Below are 11,804 nucleotides of genomic sequence, written 5' to 3'. Positions count from 1 at the left end.
GCGCTGGAAACCCGCACCGTCGACGGCCAGGAAAATCCGTTCTCGGTGATCCTCTCCAACAAATTCTACGAAGTCCAAAAATATCTCAGCGTCACCAACCACACCTACAGCACCAACATCATCCTGATCAGCAAGAAATTCTGGGATCAGCTGTCGGCGGACGAGCAGAAGATCCTGCAGGATGCGGCCAATGAAGCCCGCGATTACCAGCGCAAGGTCAGCCGCGAGCAGGCACAGTCGGCGATCGGCGATCTCAAGGCCAAGGGCATGGAGGTCAACGACATCGCACCGGCTGAGCTGACGCGGATGCGCGACAAGACCAAACCGATCGCGCAGAAGTTCTCCGCCGAATACGATCCGGAGATCGTAAAACTGTTCAACAACGAACTCGACCGGGTTCACGCGCTGAAGTGACGGATAGTTGCTTGGTCATGGCCGGGCTTGTCCCGGCCATCCACATCTTGATCGTGCGAGCGCAAGAAAGACGTGGATGCCCGGCACAACGCCGGGCATGACGAGCTTGAACAGCGACAGGCAGTAGCCCATGCACCGGATTGTCGAAGGCTATTTCTGGACCATCAAGGCGACCATGGCGCTGCTGCTGTCGGCCATGGTCGTGCTGGTGTTCGGCAACGTGGTGCTGCGTTACGGCTTCAATTCCGGCATCGCGGTCTCCGAGGAATTGTCGCGCTGGCTGTTCGTCTGGATGGTGTTTTTGGGCGCGATCGTCGGCATGCGGGAGCATGCCCATCTCGGCGTCGACACCCTGATCCGGAAGCTGCCGCCGATGGGCCGCAAGATCTGCTACGGCCTCAGCCATGCGCTGATGCTGTACGCATCAGTGCTGCTTACCGAGGGTTCCTGGAAGCAGATGATTATCAACGCCGACACGACGGCCCCGGCCTCCGGATTGTCGGTCGGCATCTTCTACGCCGCGGGCCTCGTGTTCGGCGTCTCCTCATGCGTCATCCTGGTCAGCGAGCTCTATCTGTTGCTCGCGGGGAAACTTGCGGATGCGGACCTGATCGCGGTCAGCGAGTCCGAAGAACAGCCGGTGCCGCGTTGAAAGCGAAAATCGCATGACGGTAGTCGTCTTCATGTCCTCGCTGCTCGGCGCGATGGCGATCGGCATGCCGATCGCGTTCGCGCTGATCATCTGCGGCGTCGCGCTGATGGCGTATCTCGGGATCTTCGATTCCCAGATCGTGGCGCAGAACGTCATCAACGGCGTCGATTCCTTTCCGCTGATGGCGGTGCCGTTCTTCATCCTCGCCGGCGAGGTGATGAACACCGGCGGGCTGGCGCGGCGCATTCTCAATTTCGCCATTGCCCTGGTCGGGCACTTTCGTGGCGGTCTCGGCTATGTCGCGATCCTGACCTCCTGCATCCTGGCGTCGCTGTCCGGTTCGGCCGTGGCCGATGCCGCGGCGCTGAGCGCACTGCTGGTGCCGATGATGGTCGCAGCCGGCCATAACCGCGCCTCGTCGGCGGGTCTGGTTGCCGCCGGCGGCATCATCGCGCCAGTCATCCCGCCCTCGATCGGCTTTGTCATCTTCGGCGTGGCCGCCAACGTGTCGATCTCAAAACTGTTTCTTGCCGGCATCTTCCCCGGCCTGCTGCTCGGCGTCGGCCTGTGCTTTGCGTGGTGGTGGGTGGTGCGCGCGGAAAATACCGTGAGTCCGCCGCGCAAAAGCCTTGCCGAAATATGGCGCGCGCTGATCGACGGCTTCTGGGCGCTGATGCTGCCGATGATCATCGTGGTCGGCCTGCGCTTTGGAATCTTCACGCCCACCGAAGCCGCGGTCGTGGTCGCAGTCTATTCGCTGTTCGTGGCGATGGTGATCTATCGCGAACTCAAACCGTCGCAATTGCCGGCGCTGCTGGTCAGTTCGGCGCAGATCACGGCCGTGGTGATGTTTCTGGTCGCAGCCGCGCTGGTTTCGTCCTGGCTCATTACGGTGGCGGAGATTTCCAGCCAGATCGTCGACATGGCGAGGCCCTTCATGGGCAACCAGACCATCCTGATGATCTTCCTGATGCTGCTGGTGGTCGTAGTCGGCACCGCGCTCGACATGACGCCGACCATCCTGATCCTGACCCCGATCCTGATGCCGATCGTGAGGGAAGCCAATATCGATCCGGTGTATTTCGGCGTGCTGTTCATCATCAACAACGCCATCGGCCTGATCACGCCACCGGTCGGAGTGGTGCTCAATGTGGTGTGCGGCGTCTCCAAGGTCAGCATGGACGATCTGATCCGCGGGGTCTGGCCGTTCATGATCGCGCAGCTTGCGGTACTGTTTCTGCTGATACTTTTTCCGGTACTCGTCACCGGTCCCGCGAAATGGTTCGGCGGCTAATCTGGCAAGGAAACACCATGAAACGTTTGATGATCCTCAACGGCCCCAATCTCAATCTGCTGGGCGTGCGGGAGCCGCATATTTACGGCACCACCACGCTGGCGCAGATCAGGGAAAGCTGCGAACAGGCCGCCGCGGGCCTTGGACTGACGCTGTCGTTTCATCAGTCCAACCATGAGGGCGAGCTGGTCGACCTGATCCAGTCGGCAAGACAGAGCGCCGACGCCATCATCATCAATCCGGCCGGCTATTCCTTCACCTCGATCGCCATCCTCGATGCCATCAAGGCGTTCGAAGGACCGGTGGTCGAACTGCACATTTCCAACATCCATGCGCGCGATGAATATCACCGGCATTCAAAGATTTCGTCGGTTGCCACGGCGGTTATCTGCGGCCTGGGGCCTTACGGCTATGTCGCGGCAATGCACGCCGTCGCCCAGATGCCGAAGACAGCCTGAACAGCTGCGAGGTAGCCGGAGCGCTTCAAGGAAGGTACCCGCCGTCCGGCGCCGAGCAGATGCGGTGGAGGATATGGTAATCGGTGCAGCCGCCATCGACGCCGATATGTTGCAGGTTGAATCCCTGCGTCTGATTGAGCCAGAATGCATACCACTGCACTGCGCGGTAGTTGTTGCAGCCCATCGGCCTTTGGCAGGGCTGGTCGCCCCACACCGCCGACCATGCTTCGTTCATATGGTGCAGCCGATAGGCGCCGATCATCTCTCCGGTGCGGTCGCAGCCGCCGTCGCAATGCACGTAGATTACGATAGGGCCACCCTCTGGACCGCTCGGGTCCCAGGGACCACTCGGTATCTGGTTGGGATGCTCCAGCCAGGTTCGGATGGTGGCAACGCGCCAGACCAGCGGATCTCCAAGCCATTCTTCGATCGTCGCGACGAGTTGCTCAGGATCGGAACCCGGCGGTGGATTGAAATAGCAGACATCCGTCCCGTTGGTGTCCCACAGATTGACCTGGCCGAGGTTCTTGCGCTCCGTGTGCTGTGGGTCGTTGAAGTAATTCATCGCAGGCTCAAATTCGCCGACCTCGCTCGAGTGCACCAGATCGATAATGACAAGGTAGTATTGGGACGGCGGCGGCGGCGGCACACAGGGCCGATTGGGCGCCGACGCGATCGCCTTCGTCAGCCCCTCATAGTCGAACACCTGCAGGCACTTGTTGGGATTGTTGGGATCGTTTGGATCCGGCTTGCATTTGCCCGGATTGTTTGGATCGGGAACGGGTTGCAGCGGCGCGCCGCCGCGAAACAGGTAATTGTTGCCGACCTGGTCGACAAAGCGCAACGTGTTGTAGTCGTTAGGCTTGTATTGCATGGTCCGCACCGGCAATCAGTGTCAGAATCGTCGCAGGTCGAAAAGTCATGTTTCCCCCTAGCTGCGCCCTTGATGAGCGCCGGGAGCATCAAACACTCATTAGGAGGACAAGACAATCACGGCGTGTGCATTTTGCGCCATGCTTTATCCGGCATCTAGCGGCTTGCCGCGCACGTTGGGACCCCAGATCGCAATGGCGATGATGACGATCACCATCGCCGCGGTGATCAGGCCGAACACGCCGCCGACGCCGGCCTCGCGCAACGTCCATGCGACGATGAAGCCGGAAAACATCGCGGCTACCCGGCTCATCGAGTAGACGAGCCCGGCCGCCCGCGCCCGCACCGCGGTCGGAAACACCTCGGTCTGATAGGGCGTGATAGGCGTAGGACAGCGTCATGTTGGACGCGGTGATCAGCACGCCGCATGCGATCAGCAATGCAGGCTCGGTGAATTGCGAAAACGCCATGCCGAACGCGCCGATCGCCACCGCCGCACCGCAGATAATCCATTTGCGCTCAAGCTTGTCGGCGAAGCTCGCCGCCAGTAGCGGCGCTATCGGATAGGCGAAGGCGATGATGAAGGAATATTGCAGGCTCTTGGTGACGGTGATGCCCTTCTCCACCAGCAGCGCCGGCACCCAGTTGGCAAAGCCGTAGACGCCGAAGGCCTGGCAGAAATTGAACACCATGAACATCGCCACCAGCGACAGGTATGGCGGCCTGAACAGCTCGGCGTAGCCCACCTTCGCCACCGCGCGCGACGGCGCGGCACGCGATGCCGGGCGCGAAGGCGCCGCTCCAGCGGCGGTTTCGATGGTCGTGAGAATCCTGTCGGCGTCTTCCATTCGGCCATTGCGCGCCAGCCAGAGCGGGCTCTCCGGTACGAACAGCCGCAGGATCCAGATCGCGATGCTGCCGGCAGCGCCGATCAGCACCACCCAGCGCCAACCATCGATGCCGTAAGGCGACAGCGGCACCAGCCACCACGCCAGAGCCGCGACCACGGGCACGGCGGTGAACATCACCGCCTGATTGACCGCGAAGGCGCGGCCTCGCATCCAGCTGGGCACCAGTTCAGTGATGTAGGCATCGATGGTGATGATCTCGACGCCGATGCCGACCCCGGCGATGAAGCGCCACAGCAGCACGCCTTCGGAGGTGGTCTGAAATGCCATCACCACCGAGGCCGCAGTATAGAACAGCAGCGCCCAGGTGAAGATGAACCGACGTCCGAACCGGTCGGCCAGAAAGCCGAGGAAGAAGGTGCCGACGAACAGTCCGGCGAAGGTCGCCGCCACGAAGGCGCCGATCCCGGAAAAGCCAAAAAACGCCTGCGTGGTGGTGGTCAGTAATCCGCTGCGGTTGAGGCCCGGCGCGATATAGCCGGTGAAGAACAGGTCATAGACTTCGAACCAGCCGCCGAGCGACAGCAGAATGACAAGCCACCACAGAACCGATGACGCCGGCAGGCTTTCGAGCGGCGAGATATATCGTCCGGTGCGCCGCGCGCGGGCTCGAGCCCGGCATCGATCCCGGCTGCGCTCATGATGTCCTCCGGTGTTCTTGTTGATGAGCGCGCGGCGCGCATTGCTGCATTGCGCGCGCGCTTTTCTCGTCGCTTGCCATGCTTATATTTAACCGCTAGCGCTCGGAAGCCGAATTCCGCCGCCCAAACACGGCTCGGACGCGAGAGGCAGACGCCGATGACCACGCCAAGCTTGCCACTGACCGGCGTGCGGGTCGTCCGCTCGCGGTGGTCGACCAGCGCCGCCGCCTGCGCGACATCGACGCCTTGCGCGTTATCGACACCTCGATCATGCCGGACCTGGTGTCGGGCAACACCAACGCCGCCGTCACCATGATCGCCGAGAAGGCGTCGCGGATGAATTTGAAGGACGCGCGGTGAGACAGACCGTGATCGGCCGCACGTCAAATCGTTCGCGGTCTGGCGGTCCAGTCCGGGATCGGGTCGCCGGCTTTCCAAGGCGCTTCCCTCCAGGCCGGAATCCAGTCTCGCAGCTTCTTCAGACCGGGCGCGACCACCACAAAGAAGCCAGCTCCCACGGCAATTCCGATCCAGGCCCGCACCGGATCGGCTCCCAGACCGCCATGGAAAGCCACGATCATAAAGACAGCTTCAAGGATATAGAGCGGCGTGGAGAACAGCCCCGGATTGGGGTCATAGCCTTGGTAGTGAAGCTTCCAGTGCGAGACCCACGTATCGGACAACCGCCCGCCGATTACAGCGCCCAGGCAGAATGCGGCCCAACCACTGCCCGCCGGTCCCGCGAAAGGAAGCCGCCCCGCGATGCCGACGATACCGCATGCCCACAGCAGAAGCGTCAAGCCGGCCGTGAACGACAGGAAGCCAAGGATGTCCGGGACTCGCGTGCCGGCAATCGCGCCAAGATAGCGCCACTGCGGCAGCTGCTTGGGATTCCACTCCTGCCAGGAGTGGATTGCGGTGATCGCCAGGTTGGCAACAAGAACCAGGATAAACAGGGTGGCGGAACGGCCGAAAATCGAAACTTGGCTGAAATGGTTGAGGGCTTCATCCATGCGATGCTTCCTTTAAACCGCAGGCGACAATGTTAACCGGTAATGGTCCTTTCGAACGCGCAGCAATGTGCGCCAGGATGTTCCAAGTCTGTAAAATTAAACGCAAAGGGCGACGTTCCGCAACTACAGATTGCTGCAAGTACGCCAAAAATATCCGGCAGGGGCGGTCGTCAGGGCGGCCGGAACGAAGCTGAATATGCGCTTTTCCAGCCGCTTGCCCCTGCCTATATTTAACCGCTAGCGCTCGACAGGCCTGATGCTGGAGACCCCGATGACCACGCCAAATTTGCCGCTGACAGGGGTGCGGGTCGTCGAGATGACGCACATGGTGATGGGGCCGACCTGCGGCATGATCTTGGCGCAGCTCGGCGCCGAAGTGATCAAGGTCGAACCGCCAGGCGGCGACAAGACCCGCAGCCTCGGCGGCATGGGCACGTCGTTCTTCCCGCTGTTCAACCGCGGCAAGCGCAGCCTCGTGCTCGACCTCGACAAGCCCGCGGACCAGGAGACCATGCACCGGCTGCTCGCCAGCGCCGACGTGTTTTTGGAAAACTTTCGCGACGGCCTGCTGGGCAGGCAGGGCCTCGGCGCCGATGAGCTGAAACGAAAGCATCCGCATCTGATCGTCGCCGGGCACAAGGGATTTTTGTCGGGCCCCTACGAGCACCGCCCGGCGCTCGACGAGGTGGTGCAGATGATGTCAGGGCTCGCGGTCATGACCGGGACCAAAGCAAAGCCGCAGCGCGTTGGCTCCTCCGCCAATGACATCATGGGAGGCATGTTCGGGGCGATCGCCATCCTCGCAGCGCTTTACCAGAAGCGCGGCGGCGGTGCTGACGGCGCCGGCATCCGCATCGGGCTGTTCGAGAACTGTCTGTTCATGGTGGCCCAGCACATGGTCGAATACGAGATGACCGGCAACCGGCCGCGCTCGATGCCGGAGCGCGAACATGCGTGGCCGATCTACGATATTTTCGAAACCGCCGGAGGCGAGCGGATTTTCATCGGCGTCGTCACCGAGGGCCACTGGCAGAGTTTCTGCAAGGAGTTCGGGCTTGCGGAATTGCTGAATGATGCGGCGCTGCGCACCACCACCGACCGGATTCTGGCGCGCGGCCGGATCATTCCGCGCGTCGCCGAGGTGATCGGGCGGCAGAACATCGCCGAGTTGTCGGCGACGCTGGACCGGCTCAACATCTGCTTCTCGCCGATCAACCGGCCCGAGGACCTGTTCGACGATCCGCATGTGCTGCGCGAAGGCGGCCTGGTCGGCGCCACCAACGCCGACGGCGCGCCGTTCCGCGTTCCGGCGCTGCCACTGGAATGGAACGGCGGCAGCATCGGCGACGGCCTCAAGGTTCCTGCGCTGGGCGCTGATACCGCGGCGATACTTTCCGAACTCGCGCCCGCGGCAAAGCGCGCCGCCGGCAAGGCCCAGTGAGGATATCATGAGCTACGTCCACGACGTTTATCCCGACGACCGGATCATCCTGCGCGAGGTCGGCCTGCGCGATGGGCTGCAACTGGTAAAGACGTTCCCCTCGACGGCGGCGAAGCGGAAATGGGTTCAGCGCGAATACGCTGCCGGCGTGCGGCATTTCGAGGTCGGTTCGTTCCTGTCGGCAAAAACCTTTCCGCAATTCGCCGATGTGCTGGAGATCGTCGCCACGGTCGCCGCACTGCCCGGCGCGCATGGCATCGCGCTGGCGCTGAACGAGCGCGGCGTCGACGGGGCGCTGGCGTCTGGCGTCGCCGAAATCGGCTCGGTGGTCTCGGCCACCGAAGAGCACAGCCGCGCCAATGCCAACCGGTCGCGCGATGCGGCCATCGCCAATATCCGGCGGCTTTGTGACCTGCGCGATGCAAGTTCGCATAAGCCCATCGTGTCGGCGGCGATCTCGATGGCGCTGGGATGTTCGATCGTGGGGCCTGTGGATCCCAGGGAAGTGATCCGATTGGCCGAAAAATGCTACGAGGCCGGCGCCGACGTCGTCGCGGTTGCCGATACCGTCGGCTATGCCGGCCCGAAAGCGGTCGGCGAACTGACCGCGGCGGTGGTCAGGATCGCGGGCAAGCATCCGGTGTGCGTGCACCTGCACGACACCCGCGGCATGGGAATCGCCAACGCGTCCGCGGCGCTCGATGCCGGTGCGCGGATTCTCGATGGCTCGCTGGGCGGCCTCGGCGGCTGTCCGTTCGCGCCCGGCGCTACCGGCAATGTGGTGTTCGAGGACCTGGTGTTCTTGTGCGAGAGCAAGGGTTTTGGCACCGGCATCGATGTCGAGAAGTTGCTCGGCGTGCGCGGCATCCTGCGCGAGGCAATGCCGGGCGAGACGCTTTATGGCGGGCTTGCGCGTGCCGGGATGCCGGGGAGAGTGGCGAGCGCGGTGGCGTGAGCGGGGGGGCAATACCAGTCCGTATCACTTATGCTTCGGCGATCCCATGTGAGCGCAAAATCGCTCCACTGCTTCTGCGACAACTCGTTCGGAAACCCGTCCAACGGTTTTTACTACGAGGCTCACATTGAGCGTGACGACGCGGTTTGTGCGAATCCAGCTCGCCGCGGGAAGCGACCCAGTCACAAGATCGGCAGCCGCGAGCGGCAGGCCATGCTCTGTCTGCGGACGCGAGGTGACCGGTAGCGCGATGAAGTCTCCGTAACTGTCGGATGCGGTAAGCGCAAGCACCGGTCGTCGCTTGGTGGCAGACAGATCGGAAAAGGGAAAGGGTACGAGCAGCAAATCCCCGCGCTCAGACATCGTCCCAGACTTTGTCCTCGGCATTGTCCCAAACCGGCGCAAGCGAACCAGCTTGGGCGTCGATCAGGTCGCGCCAATCGGCACGGTCCTGCCGCTCACGAAGATAGCCGACGAAGTCGAGGACCTGACGGGCGAGCGGCTCAGGCAGCGCCTTTACCTGCTCATAGACGACATCGGCGATAGTCATGTGGATCTCCTCAACAGGTTCGCGCAACCTACCACAGTTTAGTGGCTTGGGGAGGCAGTCCCCTCACCGCGTCCCGAACGTGGTCGCGCCGAACAGGGCCTTCTGCGTCGAGGGTTGCGAGCGCCAGTATTGCGGGGGCGCTTCGACCTGGCCGCCGAGTTCAACCGCGGCGTGCCAGCCCCAGCGCGGGTCGTAGAGCATGCCGCGGGCCAGCGCTACCATGTCGGCCTTGCCGGATGCGACGATGTCTTCGGCCTGCTTTGCCTCAGTAATCAGGCCGACCGCCATGGTGTTGACGCCGGTGGCTTGCTTGATGGCCTCGGCAAACTGCACCTGATAACCCGGCCCGAGCGGAATCTTCTGCAGCGGCGACACGCCGCCGGAGGATGCATCGATCCAGTCGACACCGCGCTTTTTCAATTGCTTTGCGAGTTCGATGGTCTGCGCGATGTCCCAGCCGCCCTCGACCCAGTCGGTCGACGAGACCTTGATGCCGACCGGTTTGTCTGCCGGAAACGCCGCGCGAATCGTGTCGAATACTTCCAGCGGATAGCGCAGGCGATTCTCCAGCGGCCCGCCATATTGATCGGTCCGCCTGTTGGAGATCGGCGACAGGAACTGATGCAGCAGATAGCCGTGCGCGCAATGCACCTCCAGCGCGTCGATGCCGAGCCGTTCGGCGCGTTTCGCGGTGGCGGCGAAAGCATCGCGGATACGCTTCAGCCCCGCCTCATCGAGCGCCAGCGGCGGCGCTTCGCCCTCCTTGTGCGGCACCGCGGATGGTCCTTCGGCCTGCCAGCCGCCTTGCGAAACCGGGATCTGCTGGCCGCCGTCCCACGGCACATGGCTCGACGCTTTTCGGCCGGCATGGGCGAGCTGAATCGCCACCGCGGCCCTCGAATGCTTGCGCACCGAGGCCAGGATCGGCTTCAGCGCCGCCTCGGTGGCGTCGTTCCACAGCCCGAGGCAGCCCGGCGTGATGCGGCCGATGGCTTCCACCGCCGTCGCCTCGATGCAGAACATCGCCGCCCCCGACAGCGCGAGGCTGTTGATGTGGGTGAAGTGCCAGTCATTGGCCTCGCCGTCGACGGCCGAATACTGGCACATCGGCGCCACCATGATGCGGTTGGGCAGCTCGAGGCCGCGCAGCGTGATCGGGGAAAACAAGGCGCTCATGAGGGATTTCCGGTAGGGAGATAGGTGGTTCTAGCTCATAGAGCATAGATGGTTGCTTGCGAAGCTCGCGCCAAACATATCCGTCATTCCGGGACAGGCGGCGGCATCACTCCCTCAGCGTGAACTGCAGCAGCAGCGTGCGCTGGAGCATCGAGAAGTTATCGTCGGAGATCATGGTCAGCACGGTGTCGCCTTCGGGCGAGACATGGGCGTCAATCCCTTCCATGTTGTCGACCTCGTGGCCGAGATCAGCCTCGAAGATCGACGGGCCATCGAGGGTGGCGCCGCGATCGATGGATTTCAGCGCGATCCGCCGGATACGGATCCCGACGCCTGCGACCCATGAAAACTTGCGCTCCAGAATGAGCAGGTCGGCCGATCGCAGCAGCATCGCGTCGCTGATGTCGAAATCGTTGCTGCGGCGAACGGCAAAATCGCCGGGCTTTGGGCCGCCGATCAGGAATCCGATGATGTTGCCGTCGGCATCAAGCGCACGCTCGGAAATCGCGATCAAGGTTCCCGCCAGCGGCAGGCCTTTGGGCACCACCACCAGTGCCTCCAGCCCCTTATTGTAGGGAAGCTTGCGCATCGCCGGCGGCAGCGGGATCGGCTGTCCGAACGCGCGCGTGCCGCCCTTTGCGAAATCGAATTTCAGGATCTGGTTGACCCGCTCCAGCGCGGCATAGACCAGCGTGCCGTCGAGCGCGATCGCCTCGGTGTCGAACCAGCCGCGCGCGGTGATCGGCTTGCCGTCGGCGCCGAGCATGGGCGCGGCCTCGGCATCGGCAAGCCCGGTCATCTCGCGGCCCTGATAGACGATGCGGCCGGTGAACCAGATGCCCTTGTCGCTCATCGAGATGAACCGCTCGCCCTTGGCGTCGAGCCGCCATCCCGACAGCCCGCCAAAGCCGCGAAACCGCGAGGTCAGGATCAGCCCGCTGCGATACTCCAGCGCGCCGAAGCGCGTGTGCGTGCGATCGCGGGTATCGAACGACGGAATCGGCCGGGCATTGACCTCGATCGGCACGGGAGCTGCGACTGAAAGCTCATCCGGCGCGGGCTGTTTCGGCGGCGGCCGTGTTGCCGTTTGCGCGTAAACGAACGAGGGGCAGAGTCCCGCTGTTACGGAAGCAACGAAGCGGCGGCGGGTGAGATACGGAGGCATCCGGTTCTTCGTCATTGCGAGGAGCCAACGGGTCCGGCCTTTGGCCGGCCCGATGATAAACTCCGCTCCGAAGCAATCCAGTCTTCGCTTGTTGCTTCTGGATTGCTTCGCTTCGCTCGCAATGACGGTCCTCTACGAATGCAGTCTTCGCCGCCGCGTCGGCGCGGCCGGCGCGTTTTGGGTCTCGCTGAACAGTTCGGCCAGTTTTTCAGTGATGGCGCCGCCAAGTTCCTCGGCATCGACGATGGTCACCGCGCGGCGGTA

General features: G+C 63.0%; 14 protein-coding genes and 1 pseudogene. 7 read left to right on the top strand and 8 right to left on the bottom strand.

What is annotated here, in order from left to right; genetic code table 11:
• The 4 genes from dctP to aroQ form a co-directional block, all read left to right on the top strand.
• The coding region (dctP, locus tag VGP39_RS00620) for a TRAP transporter substrate-binding protein DctP (RefSeq protein ID WP_327566173.1) at positions 1–414 on the top strand (414 nt) is incomplete at its 5' end.
• Between the two features lie 130 nt (positions 415–544).
• Positions 545–1,066: a TRAP transporter small permease gene (locus VGP39_RS00615; RefSeq protein WP_327566172.1), complete on the top strand. Its 522-nt coding sequence runs from the start codon at positions 545–547 to the stop codon at positions 1,064–1,066.
• A 13-nt stretch (positions 1,067–1,079) separates the two neighbouring features.
• Complete coding sequence (locus VGP39_RS00610; RefSeq protein WP_327566171.1) at positions 1,080–2,360, top strand: TRAP transporter large permease subunit; 1,281 nt, start codon at positions 1,080–1,082, stop codon at positions 2,358–2,360.
• A gap of 17 nt (positions 2,361–2,377) precedes the next feature.
• Positions 2,378–2,818: a type II 3-dehydroquinate dehydratase gene (gene aroQ / locus VGP39_RS00605; protein WP_327566170.1), complete on the top strand. Its 441-nt coding sequence runs from the start codon at positions 2,378–2,380 to the stop codon at positions 2,816–2,818.
• 25 nt (positions 2,819–2,843) lie between these two features.
• On the opposite strand, the gene VGP39_RS00600 is transcribed toward aroQ, so the two are convergent.
• Positions 2,844–3,692 carry a hypothetical protein gene (locus tag VGP39_RS00600; protein WP_327566169.1) on the bottom strand — a complete coding sequence of 283 codons (849 nt, stop codon included), beginning with the start codon at positions 3,690–3,692 and terminating at the stop codon, positions 2,844–2,846.
• Between the two features lie 88 nt (positions 3,693–3,780).
• Positions 3,781–5,073: an MFS transporter gene (locus VGP39_RS00590; RefSeq protein ID WP_422652984.1), complete on the bottom strand. Its 1,293-nt coding sequence runs from the start codon at positions 5,071–5,073 to the stop codon at positions 3,781–3,783.
• A gap of 365 nt (positions 5,074–5,438) precedes the next feature.
• On the opposite strand from VGP39_RS00590, the pseudogene VGP39_RS00585 reads away from it, so the two are divergent.
• Positions 5,439–5,600, top strand: a pseudogene (locus VGP39_RS00585) (GMC oxidoreductase); the annotation flags it as partial.
• Between the two features lie 23 nt (positions 5,601–5,623).
• Here VGP39_RS00585 and VGP39_RS00580 read toward each other — a convergent pair.
• A complete protein-coding gene (locus VGP39_RS00580; protein ID WP_327566168.1) occupies positions 5,624–6,253 on the bottom strand; it encodes a hypothetical protein in 630 nt (209 codons plus the stop codon).
• A 271-nt stretch (positions 6,254–6,524) separates the two neighbouring features.
• Between VGP39_RS00580 and VGP39_RS00575 the strand changes: the two genes are divergently transcribed.
• Positions 6,525–7,694: a CoA transferase gene (locus tag VGP39_RS00575; protein WP_327566167.1), complete on the top strand. Its 1,170-nt coding sequence runs from the start codon at positions 6,525–6,527 to the stop codon at positions 7,692–7,694.
• Positions 7,695–7,701: 7 nt separating this feature from the next.
• Positions 7,702–8,649, top strand: a complete 948-nt coding sequence (locus VGP39_RS00570) for a hydroxymethylglutaryl-CoA lyase (protein WP_327566166.1) — start codon at positions 7,702–7,704, stop codon at positions 8,647–8,649.
• A gap of 24 nt (positions 8,650–8,673) precedes the next feature.
• Here VGP39_RS00570 and VGP39_RS28075 read toward each other — a convergent pair whose 3' ends face one another.
• The 5 genes from VGP39_RS28075 to VGP39_RS00550 all read right to left on the bottom strand — a co-directional run.
• Positions 8,674–9,012, bottom strand: coding sequence for a type II toxin-antitoxin system PemK/MazF family toxin (locus tag VGP39_RS28075; protein ID WP_414644536.1), 339 nt, complete (start codon positions 9,010–9,012; stop codon positions 8,674–8,676).
• Positions 9,005–9,199: a hypothetical protein gene (locus VGP39_RS00565; RefSeq protein ID WP_327566165.1), complete on the bottom strand. Its 195-nt coding sequence runs from the start codon at positions 9,197–9,199 to the stop codon at positions 9,005–9,007. The genes VGP39_RS28075 and VGP39_RS00565 overlap by 8 nt, the downstream gene beginning before the upstream one ends.
• A gap of 63 nt (positions 9,200–9,262) precedes the next feature.
• Positions 9,263–10,375 carry an NADH:flavin oxidoreductase/NADH oxidase gene (locus tag VGP39_RS00560; RefSeq protein WP_327566164.1) on the bottom strand — a complete coding sequence of 371 codons (1,113 nt, stop codon included), beginning with the start codon at positions 10,373–10,375 and terminating at the stop codon, positions 9,263–9,265.
• A gap of 106 nt (positions 10,376–10,481) precedes the next feature.
• Positions 10,482–11,555 carry an esterase-like activity of phytase family protein gene (locus VGP39_RS00555; RefSeq protein WP_327566163.1) on the bottom strand — a complete coding sequence of 358 codons (1,074 nt, stop codon included), beginning with the start codon at positions 11,553–11,555 and terminating at the stop codon, positions 10,482–10,484.
• 117 nt (positions 11,556–11,672) lie between these two features.
• On the bottom strand, positions 11,673–11,804 hold a 132-nt coding region (locus tag VGP39_RS00550), incomplete at its 5' end, for a cobaltochelatase CobT-related protein (protein ID WP_327566174.1).

This window comes from Bradyrhizobium sp. (genome assembly GCF_036009065.1).
GTDB lineage: Bacteria > Pseudomonadota > Alphaproteobacteria > Rhizobiales > Xanthobacteraceae > Bradyrhizobium.
This window is presented reverse-complemented; position numbering and strand designations above follow the sequence as displayed.